Genomic DNA, 19,611 nt, shown 5'->3' on the forward strand with positions numbered 1-19,611 from the left:
GACCCGACAGACAGTTCACTCTCGGTGCGGGAACGGCCACCGCGGCATCTCCCTGGTCACCCGCTCCCCATCCCTGCCCAGCTCACGGGCCCGGATGCGTTCGTCCAGCGTGAGCGGCGGTACGCCGTCCGGAGGCTCGAGGGTCCACGTCTGCGGCAGACGCGCCTTCCCCGCCCTGGTCACGGCTGCCACCATGCGTCGTACGGCAGTTCGTCGGTCATGCAGTTCACCGGCGACGAAGCTGAAGAACTCGAGCCCGTGGGTACGCAGCCGCGTCTCACGAGAAATGTCACGACTGCGCCGTGCGGTCTGCGCGTGATGCAGCCCGTCGTACTCCCCGACCACGCCGAGCCCCGGCGCCAGCAGGTCAGGTCGGGCCAGGTGCTGCCCTGCCGGGCCGTAGACGTCGCGATTGCTCAGCGGAGGGGGCAGTCCTGCGTCCTCCTGCCACACCAGACGCATTGCGGTCTCCTGGCGAGACTCCGCCCCTTCCACCGCCAAGGCGAGGGCACGTCGAGCCTGCTGGATGCCACGGCGCGGAGGTACGGCGGCCAGGTACGTGGCGAATCTCGCGCGTGAGGTGAGCTCGGCGTGGAGGACCATGTCGATGTCGGCCACGGCACGGCGTACGTCGATGGCCGCACAGATCTCGTCGGTCAGGGCCCGGTGCACGTCGGTGCACGGCACCCCGTGTCGCAGGACGATCTCGGACGGGTGCACGGCCGCCCTCGTGAACGCGACGTTGCCGTGCACCCGTTGCGTCGGGGTGATCACCTGCACCGGAAGCTCGACGCCGGGCCGCACTGTGCCGTCGAAGTAGCGCGCGCCCGCCAGGTGCAGACTGGCCCAGCCGGTGACCGCGAACCCCGGCGGCAGGTGAGCGACCGCCTCGATGATGCGCTGTTCGGGTTGCTCGAAGACCGCATCGGCAGGCAGCACGCGACCGGGCCCCGTTCGTCTCCATCGGCGTCCTCGCGCCTGTCCCGGAGTGGGCCCATCCCTACCTGATGCGTCGATCTTCATCGGCACAACCAGGCGCGGCCGCACCAGCCTGGGGGGCGGGAGGACGCGTCGAACCCCGGCAAGGGGATCGGGTGGCAGGTCCATGTCTCGAGCGTGCCGGAACCGGAGCGAACGCGCGCGCCGTCATCCACAGGCGCCGCCTGACCGCACGCGACCGCCCAGCTCCGCGGTGACGCCGAGAGTGAATTCTGCGTCGAGTCTCGGGCCGCAACCCGACACAGAAGTCACTCTCGATGTCCACGACCGGCCGGCGTGGGTGGCTCGAAGATGACCCGTTCTGGGGAGGCCGAGGACCGACGCCACGACCTACGCTCCGGACATGAGGGTGAGACTCCTGGGCAAGGCTGTCGCCGCCTGGATTCCGGTCGCCCTGCTCCTCTCCCCGGCGGGCGCGTCCGGAGACGTGACCTGGACGCGGGTCGGCACCGGCATCACGCAGGGGGTCAGCGGCATCGCTCCCGCGGCCTCGGGCTGGGTGATCGTGCGCGACAACAAGACCAGTGGCCAGAACCGGGTGGCGCTGCTGAGCGACGCCCATGTCGTCACCAACCTGACCTGGCCGGGCACCGCGCCGTCCGACCTGGAGGCCATCGATGCGGTGCCCGCGCAGGCCAACCGGTACGCGGTGGTCACGAGCACGGGCGCCGGGCGGATCATCACGATCTCGGGAACCACGCTGAAGGTCGTCCGCAGCTTCACCCTTCCGGCCGGCAGGGTCGAGAACGAGTCGTTCGCGCTCACCCGCTTCGGCACGACGACGGTCGCCGTATGGGCCAACCGTGGCTCGACGACGACGCCGGGGAGGTTGTTCGCCGCCACGTTCAACCCGTCCACCAGCGCCTTCGGTGCCGTGGCGCAGGCGAGTGTCTCGGTGCCGTTCCCGACCACCAACGTGCGTCCGATCAGTGACACCAGGGTGCTCTCCGACGGGCGCATCGTGATCTCGAGCGCCTCCGACAACGGCAACAACGGCCCCTTCGACACGGCTCTATACGCGGTCGGAACAGTCAGGCTCGGCTCCGGTCGCGCGCAGCTCGCGATCGTGGCACCCGTCTCGCTCGGGACCTATCCGGGCCACAAGGTCGAGGCAATCGCCTGCAAGGGCTCCGCGGGGATCCTCGGCACCGACGACGAGAACCTGGGCGGCTGGACCGCGGCCGGCACGTTCTGCGACTGAGCGGTCCGGAGCATCGGACCGGGGCAGACCCGTGCGCTGGCGGGCCCCCCGACGGCCCGCCAGCGCCCAGGCTGGTCTGGGTTCAGGCGAACTGGTGGCGCCCCAGGGATCGGTAGTCGAAGCCCGCGGCGATCCAGGCGGCCGGGTCGAGGCAGTGCCGGGCGTCGATGATCACCGGGCGCCGCACGATGTCGACCAGCTCGGCCGGGTCGAGCTCGACGTAGTCGGCCCAGTCGGTCAGCAGCATCACGAGGTCGGCCTCGTGACAGGCCTTCACCAGGTCCTCGGCGTACTCGAGCTTGGGACGCTCGCGCCGGGCCGGCTCGATCGCGCGCGGGTCGTGGACGACGACGTCGGCCCCGGCCAGGTGCAGCTGGCCGGCCACGTCGAGCGCAGGCGAGTCGCGGATGTCATCGGAGCCGGGCTTGAACGCGGCGCCGAGGATGGTGATCCGCTTCTCGCGCACGTCGCCGTCGAGCAGGGTCTCGGCCAGCGCCACCACGTGCTCGCGGCAGCGGCGGTTGATCATGTCGACCTCGTGCAGGAAGCCGAGCGCGTGGGGCACGCCGATCTCGGACGCGCGCGCCATGAACGCGCGGATGTCCTTGGGCAGGCACCCGCCGCCGAACCCGAGGCCCGGGTGGAGGAACCGGCCACCGATGCGTACGTCGTGGCTCAGCGCCTCACTGAGCGTGACCACGTCGCCGCCGGCCGCCGTACAGACCTCGGACATCGCGTTGATGAACGAGATCTTCGTGGCCAGGAAGGCGTTCGCGCTGGCCTTCACGAGCTCGGCGGTCTGGAGGTCGGTGGTGATGACGGGTACGCCGTCCTCGGCGATCGGCGTCGCGAAGATGCGGCGCACGACGGCCTCGGAGCGGCTGTCGTCGGGGTGCAGCCCGATCACGATGCGGTCGGGGTGGAGGGTGTTGCGGATCGCGTTGCCCTCCTGGAGGAACTCGGGGTTCCAGCACAGCTCGAGCGCGTCGCCGGCCGGCGCCAGGGCCCGGGCCTCCTCACGGAACCGCGCTGCGGACCCGACGGGCGTGGTCGACTTGCCGATCACCACGACCGGCCTGGTGAGCAGCGGGAAGAGCGAGGCGCAGGCGGACTCGAACTGGCTCAGGTCGGCCTGCAGCTCGCCGTGCACCTGGGGAGTGCCGAGGCAGAGGAAGATCGCATCGGCGTGGTCGGCGACCTTCTCGAGGTCGTGGGTGAACTCGAGCCGACCCGAGGCGACGCCCTCGGCGACCAGGTCGTCGAGGCCGGGCTCGAAGAACGGGGTCTGTCCGGCAGAGAGTGCGGCGATGCGTTCGGTGCTGATGTCCTGGGCGATCACGTGGAAACCCAGGGCGGCCAGGCACGACGCCGTGGTGGCACCGAGGTAGCCACAACCGATGACGCCGATGCGCAGGTCTGATGTCACGCCGATCCCCTTCGTGGAAGCATTGCGGAGGATCAACGACGGGGTGCCCGAAATGTGACGGCCTGCGACGGGGACGGGTTTCGAGATGGTTCCTCGCTCCTCGACCACCGGGGCCCGTACGACGCAGATCGGCCCGCCGCGCACGAAGCGCGACGGGCCGGCTGACACCCACAGGGGCGGGGTGGATCAGATGGCGATGGCCACCTCGGCCACCGAGCCCACGGCCGCGGTCACCTTCGTGTCCACGACGTCGGCCTTGGCGGCCAGCGTGCGCAGGGTCCACTCGCCGTCGTTGGCGAAGAACCGGAAGTGACCGGTCGCCGAGGTCGGCACCTCGGCGGTGAACTCGCCACTCTTGTCCAGCAGACGCACGTAGGCGTTGCCGACCGGCTCACCGTCACGGGTGACCTGGCCCTGGACCACTGCTTCCTTCGCGACGTCTACCCCGTCGAGGGAGAGGCCGCCTTCAACTGCACCGCACATGTTGTTTCCTTCGTGGTTCGGCCTGGTTTCGAGACGGTCGCGGGGCGACCGCCTCAACCAGCGGGGATGGGATCAGGCTTCGCCGCGCTCGTCACCGAGGACGATCGGGACGCCGACGAGGGAGCCGTACTCGACCCAGGAACCGTCGTAGTTGCGGGTGTTCTCGTAGCCGAGCAGCTCGTGCAGCACGACCCAGGTGTGCGACGAGCGCTCACCGATGCGGCAGTAGGCGATGGTGTCCTTGGAGAAGTCGACGCCGGCCTCTTCGTAGATCTTGGTGAGCTCGTCGTTGGACTTGAAGGTGCCGTCGTCGTTGGCCGCCTTGCTCCACGGGATGTTGGCGGCGGTCGGCGGGTGGCCGGCGCGCTGGGCCTGCTCCTGCGGGAGGTGGGCCGGGGCGAGCAGGCGACCGGCGTACTCGTCGGGGCTGCGGACGTCGACCAGGTTCTTGGCGCCGATGGCGGCGACGACGTCGTCACGGTTGGCGCGCTTGGTGGTGTCGAGCTCCTGCGCGGTGTACGTCGCGGCGGTGCGCTCGGGCACGTCCTGGGTGAGCTCGCGGGACTCGAGCTCCCACTTCTTGCGGCCACCGTCGATCAGCTTGACGTCGTTGTGGCCGTAGAGCTTGAAGTACCAGTACGCGTAGGCGGCGAACCAGTTGTTGTTGCCGCCGTACAGCACCACGGTGTGGTCGTTGCTGACGCCGTTCTTGGAGAGCAGGGCCTCGAAGCCCTCCTTGTTGATGATGTCGCGGCGGACCTGGTCCTGCAGGTCGACGGACCAGTCGAACTTGATGGCGCCACGGATGTGGCCCTTGTCGTAGGACGTGGTGTCCTCGTCGACCTCGATGAGGACGACCTGGTCGTTGTCGATGTTGTCCTCGGCCCACTGGGTGGAGACAAGGGTGTCTTCGCGGCTCATAGTGCTATCTCTCTTTTTCCGTTGGGTGCAGCGTGTCAGTTGGTTGCCGGCGTGGCGCTGCGGCGGGCGAGTCGCCCGTGCAGTCGCCGTCCGAGGAGGTACATCTCGCAACCGAGGCAGAACGCGAAGACCGCGTTCAGCAGTGCCGCGGCCAGCGCGAAGCCGACCGCGATGTCCCCCACGAGCGTGGCGCCGGTGAGGTATCCGAGGAGACCGACCGCCGCGAACGCCAGGCCGACGGCCTGGGCGAAGCGCGGAGGTGCGGCGTCCTCGAGTTCTTGGGGGGCAGCCAGTCGAGGGCGGATCAGGTTGCGGAACACCCATGCGTGAGGGGTCTTCCGGACTCCGAGGCCGGCACCGATCGCGAACAACACGGCCTGTACGCCGAGCAGCGCGACGCCGAGGGCGTTCGGTGCGGTCAGGAGCACGACGGCGAGCACGACCGCAGTCACCACAGCGTTGAACTGCGGTGCGCGCGGATCGATCTGCTGGCTCATTGCACTCCTGAGGAATTGTCCTGAATCTTAGTCGACTTTGTGCCATTAGGCACGGGACGCAGGAGCGAGCGACATGGCGGCACACGGCCGTGATCGGCCAGGCCTGCTCAGCTCGGGAGATTGCGTCCCGTCAGGACATTCGACACAGCGCCGAGCGCGTGCGGCAGTGATCCACTGCGCGGCGCTTGGTCAGCATGGTCGTGAACATGCGGGCAACAGTACGCGGGGCACGATCGGGGGCGAAGTCCGAATCTCGCGGAATGGACACTCCATCCACATCATGAGACTCGCTGCGGCGTCCTGCGCACGAGGCGGACCGCAACTTCCCGGAAATACAGAACGCGCCAACCGGGTCTCGGGTCCCGGTTGGCGCGTCGTTGAAAACTATAGCGCCCCGTGCCCAGCGGACAACCCGAAACGGAGAAATTCCTCGAAGAAAACTTCCGACGAAGTCCGGGTGGCCGGACGGGGCGCCCGGGCAGCTCGAAGGGTGGGCAGCTCAGCCGGTCACGTGGTGCACGAAGCACCAGCGCCACGACTCCCCGGGCTCCACGGAACGCATCACCCGGTGGCCGGTGTCCTGGAAGTGCAGCGAGGCATGACGACGGGGTGAGGAGTCGCAGCAGCCGACGTACCCGCAGTCCAGGCACATCCGCAGGTGCACCCACGACGTCCCCTCCTCCAGGCAGCCGGCGCACTCGCCCGGCGTACCCGGGGACACGTCACCGAAGTCGCGCGTGAGGTCCTCGCAGAGGTCGCCGGTCGCCCGCGCCTCGGTGCGGGTGGCCCGCACCCGGTCTCCGTCGGCGACCGCGACGTCGATCATGGACTCCTCGATGTCGAGCATGGACAGCACCTCCTGGACGACGTTGTGCGGCACCTGCCCGCCGCTGCGCACCTCGAGCACCTTGGTGCGCTCGGCCTCGATCATCTGGAGCCTCAGTCGAGCATACGTCTGGCTCGGGGTCTCCTGGTCGCCGTCGGGGTTGCCGAGCTGCTCCCACACCGCGAAGTTGCGCTGGTCGAGGCGGGCCTTGATCAGCTCGAGCGCGCCGAGCGGGTCGTCCTCGACGTCCTCGACGACCTCGAGCCCCGCGGCGGTGGCCTGGTGGAGCAGGGTCGCCCGGGCCAGCGCCTCCTCGGCCGGGTCGGGCGAGGGCACCTTGAGGCGGCGGGCCACCCACGGCAGCGAGAGCCCCTGGAGGAAGAGCGTGCCGGCCACGACGGTGAAGGCGATCAGCAGGAGGATCTCGCGGTGCTCGGTGTGCTCGGGGATCAGGAAGGCCGCGGCCAGCGTCACGACACCGCGCATGCCGGCCCAGCCGAGCACGAACGTGCTGGTCCAGTGCGTGCCCACCTTGTCCCTGCTGGGCAACGTGAGCAGGTAGCGCAGTGGGAAGACCCAGACCATCCGGAGCGCCATCACCGCGATCAGCGACAGGCCGCAGATCAGGGCGATCCGGCCGGCGGACAGCTCGCTGTCGGCGACGTCCTCGACGATCCAGCGTCCTTGCAGGCCGATCAGCAGGAAGACGGTGTTCTCCAGGACGAACGCGAGGGTGCGCCAGTTCATCCGCTCGGCGATGCGGGACTGCGCGGTCTGCAGCACCGGCGCCTTATGGCCCAGCAGCAGGCCGGCCACGACCACGGCGATCACACCGCTGGCGTGGATCTGCTCCGCCGCGAGGTACGCCGCGAACGGGGTCACCAGCGACACACCGGTGTCGAGCAGCGAGTCGGTGATCAGCTTGCGGACCTTGGCCACCACGACGAACGCGATCAGTCCGACGATGACGCCACCAACCGCCGCGCGCAGGAAGTCCCAGCCCACGTCGTACAACGCGACCGAGCCCGACATCGCCGCGATCGCCGTACGCAACGCGACCAGCGCGGTCGCGTCGTTGAGCAGCGACTCGCCCTCGAGGATCGTGACCACGCGTCTGGGCAGTCCGATGCGCCGGGCCACGGCAGTCGCGGCGACCGCGTCGGGCGGCGCCACCACGGCACCGATCGCGATCGCGGCCGGCCAGCCGACGCCCGGCAGCAGGAGGTGTACGACGAGCGCGACGCCGGCCGTGGTGAAGATGACCAGCCCGATCGAGAGCAACAGGATCGAGCGGCGGTTGGCGTTGAAGTCGACCAGGGAGGTCGACAGCGCGGCGCTGTAGAGCAGTGGTGGCAGCAGGCCCAGCAGCACGACGTCGTGGTCGAGGTGCACTTCGGGGACCACGGGCACGAAGCTGGCCGCGATGCCCGCCGCGATGAGCAGCATCGGGGCTGGGAAGTCCAGGCGTTGGGCCAGGCCGGTCAGGGCCAGGACGGCCACGGCCAGCACGATGAGTTGAAAGGCGATCTCCACGAGCGCCATCATCCCCCGTCCCCGCCCCCACCTCGAGCAACGCGGGGGTCACGGTCGCTCCACACGCGTCATGCCGCGGGCGAACCGTCCACACCACCGCACAAGTGGGGCCTCGACGTCAGGCGGTCGGCTGGGCCACCCACAGCATCGGGTCGCCCCAGCCGAGCTCGCTGATGCCGTGGCTGTCCAGGGCCAGCACCACGAGGGTGCGGCGGTGGGCGGCGAAGGTCAGCACGTGCGCGATCATCCCGCCGTAGGTGAACACCTCGGGCTGCTCGCAGATCGCGTCCACGAACGTGTCGTCGAGACGCCCGGCGGCCACCACGTCGCGCACGTGGGCGAGGTACGTCGGCCCCTCGTCGGCGAGCCTGGACCGCATCGAGGCCAGCGACTCGTGGTCCTCGAGGGACCAGTCGTAGTCGCGGTTGGCCATCGCCGCGTTCCACATGCCCATCTGGCCGATCAGCCGGGAGAGCAGCGCGCGGATGGTCTGCTCGTCCTCGTCGACGTCCAGCCCGATCCGTCGGTCGAGCTGCTCGTCGGTGAGCCGCTCGGCCAGTCGCACCATCTCGCCGGTCAGCCAGACGTGGTGCTCCACCATCTTCGTCAACAGATCCATCGAACTCACCTTGTCTCTCGCCGGCAGGCGCAGGCTGGCCGGCGGGTGGAAGTGCACGCCGCTGGGCGCGGCGATCTGGATGTGACCGGGCTTGCGGCGCCAGGCCGACGGGGTCGTCCCGTACGCCTTCGCGAAGGCGCGGGTGAACGCCTCGTGCGAGCCGTAGCCGGCCTCGACCGCGATGTCGATCAGCGGTGCCTTCGTCGAGATCATGCGGTACGCCGCCCGCTCGAGGAGCACTCGACGGCGCAGGGCCGAGGGTGGTTCGCCGGCCACGGACCGGATCATCCGGTCGAAGTGGAACCGGGAGAAGTGCAGCCTGGCGGCCAGCTCCTCACCCGTCGCCTCGTGGTCGTCGAGCGCCTCGGTGAGGTGGTCGACGAAGTCCACGAAGGTGTCGGTTGCGGTCATGTCACCCATCCTCTGCGGCAGGTGCGACCGGCCGCTTGATCGGCCTTGCCGCAGTTTCGGTCCGGCGTCAGGCCGGGGTCAGCGAGCCGATCCCGCTGCCGTAGTGCGTCTCATAGGTGTAGCGCACCTGCGCGTCACCGGGTGGCAGGATCAGCGACGCGGCCTGTCCGATGATGTCGCCCTCGAGGTGGACGCTGACGTGCACGTTGCGGTCGGCCGGGATCTCGAACGACACGAGTCCCCACACGACGACGTACTGCCGGCCGTCGATGCTGGCCAGCGGGCGGTACTTCGAATGCACCATGCCGTTGCCGGTGGTGAGGTTCAGCGACAGCAGCCGCGTGGCGCCCGTGTGGAAGTCGACGTACGGGATCACGGAGGCCTGGCGGCTCAGCTCTGAGGGTTCACTCATGACCGCCTCCTTCCCCGATGGCGACGGTTCAACCCGCCGGCTCAACCAGCAGGTCGGATCAACGGGTCGAGGACCGAGCGCACGGCAGCGACGAGTCGGTCGGTGTCGAAGCGGTCGGGGTCCTCGAGGACGAGCCGGCCGAAGTGCTCGAGGATCGCGAGGACCGCGTGCGCCAGGACCTCACTGTCCGAACCGGGCAGGACCGAGTCGACGAGCACGGCGACGTGGTGGCGCACCAGCTCACGGTCGGCATCAATGCGGGAGCGCACGGCGTCGGGGGTGCCGTGGCCGGCAAGCAGGATCGGCTGCCAGGTCAGCGGGTCCTCGCGCAGCTGTCGCACCATGGTGGCGACCGTCACGTCGATCAGCGCGTCGAGGTCGTCGGGGTCGGCCTCGTCGGGCAGGGCAGCCAGCAGCTGGGCCATCGCACGGACCTGCTGGCGGTCGAGCAGGGCGAGCAGCAGCGGCCCGAGCCCGTCGTAGGCGCCGTACACCACGGGCCGGGTGACGCCGGCCTCCTTGGCGATCGCGTCGATCGACACCCGGTCGTAGCCGTCGCGCACGATGATGCGGATCGCGGCGTCGAGGATCTGCTCCCGGCGCTCCTCGATCGGCACGCGTGCGGCGTACGGGCGACGGCGCTGCGTCTGTGACGACATGGGAAACACCTTAGGTGGACGACCCTTCACAAATTACTACATGTGTGTAGTAATTAGGTCATGGCGCCGGCACCGAGAGCGGCGCGACACGAGAAGGAGGGCCGCAATGGCCATCGCGATGCGCAGGACCAAGCAGGTCGAACCCCACGAGGACTACGGGTTCTTCGGCCCCGACTCCGTGACCTGGAAGGTGTGGAGCTACCCCTCGTCCCTGACCGTGGGCTTCCAGCGCGCGGTCGTCGTCGAGGAGCTCGACCCCGCCCTGATCGCGGCCGTCGACAAGACCCACGACATCTACAAGCGACCGCGCACCCGCTACGACCGCACCCTGCGCTACTTCGCGATGGTCGCGTTCGGCGACTCGCGCTCGACCTCCCAGGTCGCCGACGTGCTGGTCAAGATCCACTCCAAGGCGATCGGCACCGACGAGGTCACCGGCATCCGGTACGACGCCAACGACCCCGAGTCGCAGCTGTGGATCCACCTGACCGCGTGGCACTCGATCCTCAAGGCCTACGAGATGTACGGACCCGGCAAGCTCTCCGCCGAGGACGAGGAGCAGTACTGGGCCGAGTGCAGGGTCGCCGCCGAGCTGCAGACCTGCGACCAGTCCGACATCCCGCGCAACCGCGAGGAGCTGCACGCCTACTACGAGCGGATGCGGCCCCAGCTGCTCGGCTCCGACATCGCGAAGCAGGCGATGCACCACCTGCTCAACGCCAAGGTGATGCTGCCTCCGGCGCCCCTGCTGCTCCGGCCGGGGATGCTGGCGGTCAACGCGGTGCTCCGCGCGGCCACGATCGCGACCATGCCGCGCTGGATGCGCGAGATGGGCGGCCTGCGCCAGTCGCGGGCGGTCGACGTGGCCGTGCTGCCGATCATGAAGGCCTCGCTGTGGCTGGTGCAGGTGCATCCGAGGATCGAGCTCGCCGTGCTCGGCCTGCTCTCCCCGGCCACCGTGCCCGTGGTGACGCCGATCCTGCTCGGCGTACCACCCACGAACCCGGAGGTCGTCACACCGGCGATGGCGCGCGAGCGCTACGGCTACGACCGACCCCGCGAGGCGCACCTCGAGTGGCGGACCAAGCAGCACCAGCGCGTGTTCGGCGAGGGTGCCGCGCCCTCCGACGCCGGTCTCGTCGAGTCCCAGGAGATGCTCGGCCGGCTGGGCTGACAGGGCCGTCCCGGAACAGGACGGGCCCGGCCAACCGGCCGGGCCCGCCTTGTGCCATCACTCAGGCGCAGGTGTGATCGCCCTGCGTGTTGTCGGCGACCTTGTCACCCTCGAGGGTGAGGGTGCGGGCCCTGGTGCCGTCGGGGCCGACGCAGACGTCCACGGAGCCAGACTCGACGCCCACCACGGTGACCATGAACGGCCCGTCGTGGCCGGCGTGACGCTCCACGTAGGCGCTGGCCCGCTTGAAACGGTCGGCGGTCGTGGCCGCCTGCAGGTCGCCGAGGTCGGCGCCACTCGAGGCCACCGCGGCCTGACGGGCCTCGAAAAACCCGGCCGCCGCCTGCGCGCTCGGGTCGTCGGCGAACTCACCGAGGTCGACCGTGACATTTCCGGACCCGGCCGCGCCTGCGTCCGACCCGGCGTCGGTGCCGTCGCCGGCTGCCTCGTCAGCCGACTCGTCGTCCGACATCCCGGCCTTGTCCTTGGCCTTGGTCTTGGCCTCCTCGGCCTTCGCCTTCGCCTTGCCCTTGGCCTCCTCGGCCTTCTGGGAGGCCTTCTCGGACGCCTCGGCCTTGGCCGACGCTGCGGCCTCGGCCGCCTTGTCCTTGGCGTCGTTGCCTGCCTTCTCCGCCTCCGAACAGCCCGTCAGGCTGATCGCGACGAAGACCGTGGCGGCAACTGCTGTCATCACTCGTGTGTGGCGCATGTACGTCCTTTGACTACTTGGCAAGTCCCCGAGAGGGACATCTGTGCACCGGGCGCAACGGAGCTGACACGGGGGCGTTATGCGGCAATGCCACGAAGTGAGACGGCCACGCTCAGACCGGCCCCGAATTCATCGCAGCGCCCGGATCCGTTCATCCAGCGCACGACGGTTGTCGCGACGGCAGGCGACCTCGACGACCTCGATGCCGCCGTTCGGGCCGGCCAGCGCCTGCTCCAGCTCGGGCAGCGACCCGACCTTCCAGTGCGGGGTGCGAGTGGCCGCGCACAGGCTGGCCACGTCGACGCCGTGGGGGGTGCCGAAGAGCTTGTCGTAGCGGTCGGCGAACCGGTCGTCCCCCTGCTCGAGCATCGCGAAGATCGATCCGCCGTCGTCGTTGACCACCACGATCGTCAGGTCGGGCCGGGCCTCGTCGGGGCCGATCACCAGCGCGTTGGCGTCGTGCAGGAACGTCACGTCGCCCATCAGCACGAGGTTCCGCTCGCCGTGCGGCCTGGCCAGGGCGGCACCGATGGCGGTCGAGATGGTGCCGTCGATGCCGGCCAGTCCGCGGTTGGCGACGATCCTGCGCCGCTCCCCCACCGTGTAGGGCCGCGCCATCAGGTCGAGGTCGCGGATCGGGCTCGACGCACCGATCAGGAGCAGGCCACTGGGCGGTACGGCGGCACTGACCGCGCGCGCCACGTCGTACGGCGTGGGCCCGGGCTGCTCGGCGAGGAGCCGGTCCAGGTCGCGTGAGACGCGGGCATCGGCGGCGCGCCACTCCTCCAGCCAGGCCGGGTCGTCCTTGCCCTGCGTGGTCAGCGCGGCGACCTCGCGGTCGACGGGGAAAGGGCGCCGGGCCCACCAGCCGCGCGCCCGCACCGAGACCACCTCGACGTCCTCGCGCTCGAGGAGCCGGGTGACCGGGCGGGAGAGGGTCGGGTGACCGGCGACGACCACGCGCTCGATGCGGCCGCCGAGCTCACCGTCGAGCAACAGCCGGTAGCAACGCAACGCATGGGTGCCGTTGCGGGATCCGCTGCTCGGCTCGGCGAGCAGCGGCCAGTCGGCGTTCTCCGCCAGCACCCGGGCCGGCGGGCCGGCGTCGTCCCCGGCGACGACGACGGTGCGGGGACCCAGCGGAAGGGTCTCGGGGTCGGGGCGATCCGGCTTCGGTCGGGTCGATGCGTCGGCCGACGACGGGTCGGCAGGTGCGGTGCGGTGCCACGGGGCGTCGGGCACCAGCGGCGGGGTGAACTGCACGTTGAGGTGCACCGGCCGGCCACCGTGACGGCTGGCGCGGGGACCGGCCGCGGAGCGGAGCTCGCCGAGGGCCTCGCGGGCCGCGTCGAGGTCGTCGGGTCCGGCGAGGTCGACGAAGGACGCCGCCTCCCCGAAGATGCGCACCTGGTCGGTGGTCTGGCTGGCACCCGTGCCGCGCACGGAGGCCGGCCGGTCGGCGGTCACCACGACCAGCGAGACCCCGGCATGGGCGGCCTCGAGCACGGCGGGGTGCAGGTTCGCCACGGCCGTGCCCGACGTGCACATCACCGCGGCGGGCGCCCCGACCTTCGCCATGCCCAGCGCCAGGAAGCCGGCAGTGCGCTCGTCGAGTCGGGTGTGCAACCTGATCCGGCCGTCGCGGGCGGCGTCCCAGGCCGCGAAGGCCAACGGTGCGTTGCGCGAGCCGGGCGCGAGCACGACCTCGGTGACGCCGGCGGCGACCAGGTCGTCGAGCACCGAACGCGCCAGCAGGGTCGAGGGATTGGCACGCGGCGGCGGGGTCATGGTGTGTGATCCTTCCGCAAGGCCTCGCGCAGCGCATCCACGTCGGCACGCCGGTTGGCCCAGTGCGCCACGCGAGCGGGCGGCGCGGCCAGCCGGACGAGCGCCTCGTCGAGCACCGTCGGCCGGCCCACCGGGAGCTTGCCGCCCACGGGGCGCAGCGGCTCGGCCACCACGTCGTCGGTGAAGAGCTGCACGGTGGCCAGGCCGCACGCGTGCGGGAGCTCCGGGAGCGCGGCGGCCAGGGCCAGTCCGGCGGCGATGCCGACCGACGACTCCAGGGCGCTGGAGACGACCACCGGCAGCCCGATGTCCTCCGCAATGCGCAGGCAGGCGCGCACGCCGCCGAGGGGCTGCACCTTGAGCACGGCGATGTCGGCGGCCTCGAGGTCGCGCACCCGGTAGGGGTCGGCGGCCCGGCGGATCGACTCGTCGGCGGCGATCGGCACCTCGACCACCCGGCGTACGGCGGCGAGGTCCTCCACGTCGGCACAGGGCTGCTCGACGTACTCCAGCCCACCGGCTGCCCGGTCCAGCGCGCGGATCGCGGCCACTGCCTCCTCGACGTCCCAGCCGCCGTTGGCGTCGACCCGGATCTGCCCGGTGGGTCCGATCGCGTCGCGCACCGCCTCGACGCGGGCCAGGTCGTCGCCCAGGCTCTGGCCGCGCTCGGCGACCTTGACCTTGGCGGTCGCACAGCCCCCGGCGACCACGATCTCGTGTGCACGCTGGGGATTCGTCGCCGGCACGGTCACGTTGACCGGCACCTCGGCGCGGACGGCGGCTGGCCAGTCACCGGCCGCGGCCTCCTCGGCGCAGCGCAGCCACGGCTCGGCCTCGGCCGCGTCGTACTCCAGGAACGGGCTCCACTCACCCCAGCCACCCTCGCCGCGGATCAGCACGCCCTCGCGCACCGTGATGCCGCGGAAGCGGGTGTGCAGCGGGATCGAGTAGACGTGGTTCATGCGGGTCCTTCCGCGAGGCGGCGCAGGGTGAGTCGGTCGACCTTGCCGTTGGGCAGGTGCGGGAGGGCGTCCAGGCGCACGAGCCCGCGCGGCGCCCAGGCCCGGGGGTGTTCGGCCGAGACCCAGTCGCGTGCCTCGTCCAACGTCAGGTCGCCCACCACGAAGGCGACCAGTCGCTGGCCCCACTCGTCGTCGGGTACGCCGAGCACCTCGACCGTCTGGACGGAGGGGTGGGCGCGGAGCCGCTTCGCGACGGCCGGTGCGGGCACGTTGATGCCACCGGTGATCACCACGTCGTCGACGCGACCGAGCACCCGGAGGCGGCCGTCGACGATGCGGCCCAGGTCGGAGGTGACGAACCAGCCGTCCACCAGGGCGCGGGCGGTGAGCTCCGGGTCGCCGTCGTAGCCGTCGAAGAGCACGGGCCCACGGATCCGGATCGGTTGCCCCTCCGGCACGTCGAGCTCCACGCCGTCGAGCGGCAGGCCGTCGTACACGCAGCCACCGGACGTCTCGCTCGAGCCGTAGGTCACGACCACCCGGACGCCCTGCTCCTCGGCGCGGGCGCGCAGCGCCGGGTCGACCGGACCGCCGCCGAGGAGCACCGCGTCGAACCCGGCCAGCACCGCGGCGTCCGTCTCGAGCAGGCGGTGCAGCTGCGTCGGCACCAACGAGACGTAGCGGCACCCGGTCGCGGCGGCCGCGAACGACCCGTGGTCCTCGAGCACGACCGGCTCGGCTCCGTGCAGCAGGGCGCGTACGACGACCTGCACTCCCGCGACGTACGACGCCGGCACGGTCAGCAGCCACGTGCCACTGCCCCCGAGGCGCTCATGGGCGGCGTGCGCGGACGCGAGCACGGCCCGGCGGGAGAGCACCACCCGCTTCGGTCGACCGGTGGACCCGGAGGTCTCCACCATCAGCGGCTCGGGCTCGGCCTCCGCGTCGAGCCACGCACGCACCGCGCCGAAGACCTCGGGGGCGGTGCCGTGCACGGGTCGGAGAACGCTCACCCGACGAACGCTAGCGGCATGCCCGCGAGGCCCGGCGAGGCCACCAAGAAATGAGAGGCGTGCCCGCGGCCTCGCTGGAACAATCGGTCCGTGGAACTCACCTGGCTCGGATCACACCACGACGACCTCACCGCCCGACAGATGCACGACCTGCTCAGGCTGCGGCACCGCGTGTTCGTGATCGAGCAGGACTGCCCCGACTACGAGGACATCGACGGACTCGACGTCGTCGAGGGCACGCACCACGTGCTGGGCTCCGACGGTGACCGGCTGCTCGCCTACGCGCGCGTGGTGGCACCCGGCGCGCAGAGCCCGCAGGCCCGCATCGGTCGGGTCGTGGTGTCCGGCGAGGCCCGCGGCACCGGCGTCGGGCACGCCCTGATGCGCGAGACGCTGGCGCTCTGCGAGCGGGTCTGGCCGGGTCAGGAGCTGATGCTCGCCGCGCAGGCGCACCTGGCCGACTACTACGGCCGTTACGGCTTCGCCCCCGTCGGCGAGGTGTACGTCGAGGACGGCATCGACCACCTCAACATGGTCAGGCCCTCATGAACGCGCTGCTGGTGCGCCTGCTGCCCGACTCCGCGCTGGCCCGACGACTGTCCTACCAGTCGGTGCTGTTCGCGATCGGCGAGGGCGTCTTCATCACCGGCAACGCCGTGTTCTTCACCCAGATCGTCGGGCTGACCGCCGCCCAGGTCGGTCTCGGACTGTCCATCGCGGGGCTGGTCACCTTCGTCCTCTCGGTGCCGGCCGGCAAGCTGGCCGACCGGGTGGGGCCGAAGCGCATCTGGTCGATCGGTGCGGTCGCGGGCGCCCTGCTCTACCTCACCTACCCGTGGATCCACGGGTTCATCGGCTTCGTGGCCATCGTGTGCGGACTCGCGCTCGTCGAGGCCGCGGGCGGTGCCGGCCGCGGCGCCTACACGATCGACGTCTTCCCGCGCGAGGAACGCGTGCGGTCGCTGGCGTTCATGCGCAGCGCCCTCAACATCGGCTTCACCCTCGGCGCCCTGATCGGCGGGCTCGCGCTCGCCATGCACGACGACGACGTGATCCGGGCGGTCCCGCTGTTCACCGCCGCGATCCTGTTCGTCAACGCCTGGCTGATCACCCGCCTGCCCGACGCGGCCCACGACCACCCGGCACCACCGGCGCCACCGGCCGAGGTGGTGTCCGCCGGCGCCGACGAGATCACCCCGGCCGTCGAGAGGCCGGCGTCGACCAGCGCGCTGCGCAACCGGGGCTTCGTGCTGCTCGGCCTGATGAACGGGGTGCTGGGCACCAACCAGGTGCTCCTCAACGTGGTGATCCCATTGTGGCTGGTCACCGAGACCGACGCGCCGCGCACCTTGCTGGCCTGGCTGTTCGGCACCAACACCGTCCTGGCTGTCCTGCTCCAGGTGCGCGCCGCCCGCGGCTCGGAGACCGTCGACGGCGCCCTGCGGGCCACTCGCCTGTGCGCCATCTCGTTCGTGTTCTCGTGCGTGCTGATCATGGTCACCGCCGACACCCTCAGCTGGGTGACGATCCTGCTGATCTGGCTGGGCCACGTGACGATCACCGGCGCCGAGCTGTTCCAGTCGGCCGCGGCGTGGGGCTTCATGGCCGAGCTCTCCGACCCCGATCGCCGTGGCGAGTACCAAGGCGCCTGGCGGCTGGGCAACCAGTTCACCTGGATCATCGGACCCGCGGCGTACACCTGGCTGGCGATGCACTGGGGCATGTCGGGGTGGATGCTGATCGCCGGCCTGGCCGTCGCCGCCTCGGCGATCGCGCACCCGGCCGCCCGGTCCGCCGAGCGCCACCTCCAGCGCGAGGTCGTGGCCGTGCGATGAGCCTGGTGCAGCAGTTCGCGCCGCCGACCCCGCTGGCCGGTCGGCTGTCGGTGCAGTCGTTGCTCTTCGCCATCGGCGAGGGCACGTTCATGACCGGCTCGGCGGTCTTCTTCACCCAGGTCGTCGGCCTCACCGCCGCCCAGGTCGGCCTCGGCCTGACCATCGCGGGGGTCGCCGCCTTCCTGGTCGCCGTCCCCATGGGCAAGGTGGTCGACCGGTTCGGACCGCGTCGCATGTGGGCGGTCAGCGCCGCGGGCCAGGCCGCGATGTTCGCGGTGTGGCCGTTCATCGGCAGCTTCGAGGGCTACGTGTCGATGGCCGTCGGCATGGAGGTGATCGGCGCGCTCGGCGGGGCGGCGTACGGCGCCTACACGCTCGACGTGCTGCCCCACGACGAGCTGGTGAAGTCTCGGGCCTACATGTACTCCGCGCTGAACCTGGGCTTCACCGTCGGGTCGATGCTCGGCGGCATCGCGCTGGCCTTCCACTCCAACGACGTGATCCGCCTGGTGCCGTGGTTCACCACGATCGTGTTCGCGATCAACGCCGTCTGCATCATCAAGCTGCCGCGCGCCCCGCACGACCTGCGCACGAAGGAGGAGCGCGCGGTCAAGATTCCCGGCCCGAGCGCACTGCGCAACGTGGGCTGGCTGCTGGTCACGTTCTTCGTGGGCGTGCTGTGGACCAACCAGGTGCTGCTCAACCTGGTCATCCCCCTGTGGCTGGTCGAGGAGACCGACGCCCCGCGCGTGCTGCTGGCCTTCCTCTTCGGCACCAACACGGTGATGTGCATCTTCCTGCCGATGCTCGCCGCGCGTGGGGTCAAGGACATCCCCACCGCCCTGCGGGCGACCCGGTTCTCGACCTCGTTCTTCGTGCTCTCCTGCCTGATCACGCTCTTCACCCACGACACGATCGGCTGGCTGACCATCGCGCTGGTCTGGCTCGGCCACGTCACCGTGACCGGCGCCGAGCTCTATCTCTCGGCGGCCAGCTGGTCGTTCGAGGCCGAGCTCATGGACCCGAGGCGCCGCGGCGAGTACCAAGGCGCGGCCGAGCTCACCGGCACCCTCGGGCGGGTCTGGGCTCCCGCCGTCTACACGTTCCTGGCCATGGAGTGGGGTGCCACCGGCTGGTTGCTCATCGCCGGCATCGTGGTGGTCGCGACGATCGGGCTGGTGCCGGCCAGCGCCGCGGCCCAGCGACACCTGGAACGCCACGGCGAAGCCGTCCCTGCTTGAATCACTCCTCGTGACGACTCCTGCGCAGTGGATTGCCGGCTCCCGCCCCCGCACGCTCCCGGCTGCCGTCGCCCCCGTGCTCGCCGGCACGGGCGTCGCGGCGTACGCCGACGAGCCGGTCTGGTGGAAGGCCGCGCTCGCCCTGCTCGTGTCGCTGGCCCTGCAGGTGGGCGTCAACTACGCCAACGACTACTCCGACGGCATCCGCGGCACCGACGAGGACCGGGTCGGTCCGATGCGCATGGTCGGCTCGGGTGCCGCGACCCCGCGGGCGGTGAAGCTCGCCGCGTTCTCGGCGTTCGGCGTGGCCGCCGTGGCCGGACTGGTCCTGGCGATCACGACGGCCTGGTGGCTGGTGCTCCTCGGCGCGGTCTGCATCGTCGCGGCCTGGTTCTACACCGGGGGCAGGCACCCCTACGGCTACCTCGGCCTGGGCGAGGTGATGGTCTTCGTCTTCTTCGGGCTGGTCGCGGTGATCGGGACGACGTACGTCCAGACCGGGACGTTCGAGCTGGCCGCCCTCTACGCAGGTACGGCGATCGGAGCGCTGTCGTGCTCGATCCTGGTCGCCAACAACCTGCGCGACATCCCGACCGACCGCGAGGTCGGCAAGCGCACCCTGGCCGTGGTGCTCGGCGACGCCCGCACCCGCGGCTTCTTCGCGCTGCTGGTGATCGCCGCCGCGGTGGCCTTGGTGGGCGTCGCACTGTCGACGACGTGGTGGGCCTTCCTGGGCCTGGCGTACGTCGCTCCCTCGGCGCGGGCGCTCGGCATCGTGCTGGGGCAGAAGGCGCAAGGCCCGTCACTGGTCCCCGTGCTCCAGCTGGCCGGCGTCTCCGAGCTGCTGCTGGGGGCCGGTCTGTTCGTCGGACTGCTTCTGGGATGATGCCCGCCTGAGGCAC

At 70.7% G+C, this 19,611-nt stretch carries 19 protein-coding genes; 6 read left to right on the forward strand and 13 right to left on the reverse strand.

Annotated features, from left to right (window positions below; translation table 11 throughout):
* Nucleotides 1-15: 15 nt before the first annotated feature.
* Nucleotides 16-939, reverse strand: coding sequence for a hypothetical protein (locus tag ASD30_RS24605; protein ID WP_056688604.1), 924 nt, complete (start codon nt 937-939; stop codon nt 16-18).
* 403 nt (nt 940-1,342) lie between these two features.
* Here ASD30_RS24605 and ASD30_RS24610 point away from each other — a divergent pair, with 403 nt between their 5' ends.
* Complete coding sequence (locus ASD30_RS24610; protein ID WP_056688607.1) at nt 1,343-2,200, forward strand: hypothetical protein; 858 nt, start codon at nt 1,343-1,345, stop codon at nt 2,198-2,200.
* Between the two features lie 82 nt (nt 2,201-2,282).
* Here ASD30_RS24610 and ASD30_RS24615 read toward each other — a convergent pair whose 3' ends face one another.
* From ASD30_RS24615 to ASD30_RS24650, 8 genes are all read right to left on the reverse strand, one after another.
* Complete coding sequence (locus ASD30_RS24615) at nt 2,283-3,626, reverse strand: UDP-glucose dehydrogenase family protein (RefSeq protein ID WP_235529964.1); 1,344 nt, start codon at nt 3,624-3,626, stop codon at nt 2,283-2,285.
* 186 nt (nt 3,627-3,812) lie between these two features.
* Nucleotides 3,813-4,109, reverse strand: a complete 297-nt coding sequence (locus ASD30_RS24620) for a DUF1416 domain-containing protein (RefSeq protein ID WP_056688609.1) — start codon at nt 4,107-4,109, stop codon at nt 3,813-3,815.
* Between the two features lie 72 nt (nt 4,110-4,181).
* Nucleotides 4,182-5,030, reverse strand: a complete 849-nt coding sequence (locus ASD30_RS24625) for a sulfurtransferase (RefSeq protein WP_056688612.1) — start codon at nt 5,028-5,030, stop codon at nt 4,182-4,184.
* A 35-nt stretch (nt 5,031-5,065) separates the two neighbouring features.
* A complete protein-coding gene (locus tag ASD30_RS24630) occupies nt 5,066-5,527 on the reverse strand; it encodes a DUF4395 domain-containing protein (RefSeq protein ID WP_056688615.1) in 462 nt (153 codons plus the stop codon).
* A gap of 499 nt (nt 5,528-6,026) precedes the next feature.
* Nucleotides 6,027-7,898, reverse strand: coding sequence for a Na+/H+ antiporter (locus tag ASD30_RS24635; protein ID WP_235532669.1), 1,872 nt, complete (start codon nt 7,896-7,898; stop codon nt 6,027-6,029).
* Nucleotides 7,899-8,004: 106 nt separating this feature from the next.
* Nucleotides 8,005-8,916, reverse strand: a complete 912-nt coding sequence (locus ASD30_RS24640; protein WP_056688618.1) for a helix-turn-helix domain-containing protein — start codon at nt 8,914-8,916, stop codon at nt 8,005-8,007.
* Nucleotides 8,917-8,983: 67 nt separating this feature from the next.
* Entirely contained in the window at nt 8,984-9,328 is a 345-nt protein-coding gene (locus tag ASD30_RS24645) for a hypothetical protein (protein WP_056688623.1), read from the reverse strand.
* Between the two features lie 41 nt (nt 9,329-9,369).
* The gene (locus ASD30_RS24650) at nt 9,370-9,987 is read right to left on the reverse strand and encodes a TetR/AcrR family transcriptional regulator (RefSeq protein ID WP_056688630.1); all 618 of its coding nucleotides are present in this window, start codon (nt 9,985-9,987) and stop codon (nt 9,370-9,372) included.
* Between the two features lie 106 nt (nt 9,988-10,093).
* On the opposite strand from ASD30_RS24650, the gene ASD30_RS24655 reads away from it, so the two are divergent.
* Nucleotides 10,094-11,161, forward strand: a complete 1,068-nt coding sequence (locus ASD30_RS24655; protein WP_056688633.1) for an oxygenase MpaB family protein — start codon at nt 10,094-10,096, stop codon at nt 11,159-11,161.
* 61 nt (nt 11,162-11,222) lie between these two features.
* Here ASD30_RS24655 and ASD30_RS26805 read toward each other — a convergent pair whose 3' ends face one another.
* From ASD30_RS26805 to ASD30_RS24675, 4 genes are all read right to left on the reverse strand, one after another.
* Entirely contained in the window at nt 11,223-11,870 is a 648-nt protein-coding gene (locus ASD30_RS26805; RefSeq protein WP_235532670.1) for a hypothetical protein, read from the reverse strand.
* A gap of 129 nt (nt 11,871-11,999) precedes the next feature.
* Complete coding sequence (gene menD / locus ASD30_RS24665; protein ID WP_056688638.1) at nt 12,000-13,658, reverse strand: 2-succinyl-5-enolpyruvyl-6-hydroxy-3-cyclohexene-1-carboxylic-acid synthase; 1,659 nt, start codon at nt 13,656-13,658, stop codon at nt 12,000-12,002.
* Nucleotides 13,655-14,620, reverse strand: a complete 966-nt coding sequence (locus tag ASD30_RS24670) for an o-succinylbenzoate synthase (RefSeq protein ID WP_056688641.1) — start codon at nt 14,618-14,620, stop codon at nt 13,655-13,657. Before ASD30_RS24670 ends, menD begins: the two co-directional genes overlap by 4 nt.
* Nucleotides 14,617-15,633: an AMP-binding protein gene (locus tag ASD30_RS24675; protein WP_235532671.1), complete on the reverse strand. Its 1,017-nt coding sequence runs from the start codon at nt 15,631-15,633 to the stop codon at nt 14,617-14,619. The genes ASD30_RS24670 and ASD30_RS24675 overlap by 4 nt, the downstream gene beginning before the upstream one ends.
* 90 nt (nt 15,634-15,723) lie before the next feature.
* Between ASD30_RS24675 and ASD30_RS24680 the strand changes: the two genes are divergently transcribed.
* From ASD30_RS24680 to ASD30_RS24695, 4 genes are read left to right on the forward strand one after another with little or no spacing between them, the layout of a single operon-like run.
* Nucleotides 15,724-16,182: a GNAT family N-acetyltransferase gene (locus ASD30_RS24680; RefSeq protein WP_056688644.1), complete on the forward strand. Its 459-nt coding sequence runs from the start codon at nt 15,724-15,726 to the stop codon at nt 16,180-16,182.
* Nucleotides 16,179-17,468, forward strand: coding sequence for an MFS transporter (locus tag ASD30_RS24685; protein WP_056688646.1), 1,290 nt, complete (start codon nt 16,179-16,181; stop codon nt 17,466-17,468). The genes ASD30_RS24680 and ASD30_RS24685 overlap by 4 nt, the downstream gene beginning before the upstream one ends.
* On the forward strand, nt 17,465-18,709 hold the full coding sequence (locus ASD30_RS24690) for an MFS transporter (protein ID WP_056688648.1): 1,245 nt from the start codon (nt 17,465-17,467) through the stop codon (nt 18,707-18,709). Before ASD30_RS24685 ends, ASD30_RS24690 begins: the two co-directional genes overlap by 4 nt.
* Nucleotides 18,710-18,719: 10 nt before the next feature.
* A complete protein-coding gene (locus ASD30_RS24695) occupies nt 18,720-19,595 on the forward strand; it encodes a 1,4-dihydroxy-2-naphthoate polyprenyltransferase (RefSeq protein WP_056688650.1) in 876 nt (291 codons plus the stop codon).
* Nucleotides 19,596-19,611: the final 16 nt, after the last annotated feature.

The sequence above is a fragment of the Nocardioides sp. Root140 genome (assembly GCF_001426745.1).
In the GTDB taxonomy this organism is placed as follows: Bacteria; Actinomycetota; Actinomycetes; order Propionibacteriales; family Nocardioidaceae; genus Nocardioides.

Excerpts from the sequence above, each read along its gene's own strand:
- ASD30_RS24610 (WP_056688607.1), top strand. The coding sequence starts at position 1,343 with ATGAGGGTGAGACTCCTGGGCAAGGCTGTCGCCGCCTGGATTCCGGTC.
- ASD30_RS24620 (WP_056688609.1), bottom strand. The coding sequence starts at position 4,109 with ATGTGCGGTGCAGTTGAAGGCGGCCTCTCCCTCGACGGGGTAGACGTC.
- ASD30_RS24625 (WP_056688612.1), bottom strand. The coding sequence starts at position 5,030 with ATGAGCCGCGAAGACACCCTTGTCTCCACCCAGTGGGCCGAGGACAAC.
- ASD30_RS24630 (WP_056688615.1), bottom strand. The coding sequence starts at position 5,527 with ATGAGCCAGCAGATCGATCCGCGCGCACCGCAGTTCAACGCTGTGGTG.
- ASD30_RS24635 (WP_235532669.1), bottom strand. The coding sequence starts at position 7,898 with ATGATGGCGCTCGTGGAGATCGCCTTTCAACTCATCGTGCTGGCCGTG.
- ASD30_RS24640 (WP_056688618.1), bottom strand. The coding sequence starts at position 8,916 with ATGACCGCAACCGACACCTTCGTGGACTTCGTCGACCACCTCACCGAG.
- ASD30_RS24645 (WP_056688623.1), bottom strand. The coding sequence starts at position 9,328 with ATGAGTGAACCCTCAGAGCTGAGCCGCCAGGCCTCCGTGATCCCGTAC.
- ASD30_RS24650 (WP_056688630.1), bottom strand. The coding sequence starts at position 9,987 with ATGTCGTCACAGACGCAGCGCCGTCGCCCGTACGCCGCACGCGTGCCG.
- ASD30_RS24655 (WP_056688633.1), top strand. The coding sequence starts at position 10,094 with ATGGCCATCGCGATGCGCAGGACCAAGCAGGTCGAACCCCACGAGGAC.
- ASD30_RS26805 (WP_235532670.1), bottom strand. The coding sequence starts at position 11,870 with ATGCGCCACACACGAGTGATGACAGCAGTTGCCGCCACGGTCTTCGTC.
- menD (WP_056688638.1), bottom strand. The coding sequence starts at position 13,658 with ATGACCCCGCCGCCGCGTGCCAATCCCTCGACCCTGCTGGCGCGTTCG.
- ASD30_RS24670 (WP_056688641.1), bottom strand. The coding sequence starts at position 14,620 with ATGAACCACGTCTACTCGATCCCGCTGCACACCCGCTTCCGCGGCATC.
- ASD30_RS24685 (WP_056688646.1), top strand. The coding sequence starts at position 16,179 with ATGAACGCGCTGCTGGTGCGCCTGCTGCCCGACTCCGCGCTGGCCCGA.
- ASD30_RS24690 (WP_056688648.1), top strand. The coding sequence starts at position 17,465 with ATGAGCCTGGTGCAGCAGTTCGCGCCGCCGACCCCGCTGGCCGGTCGG.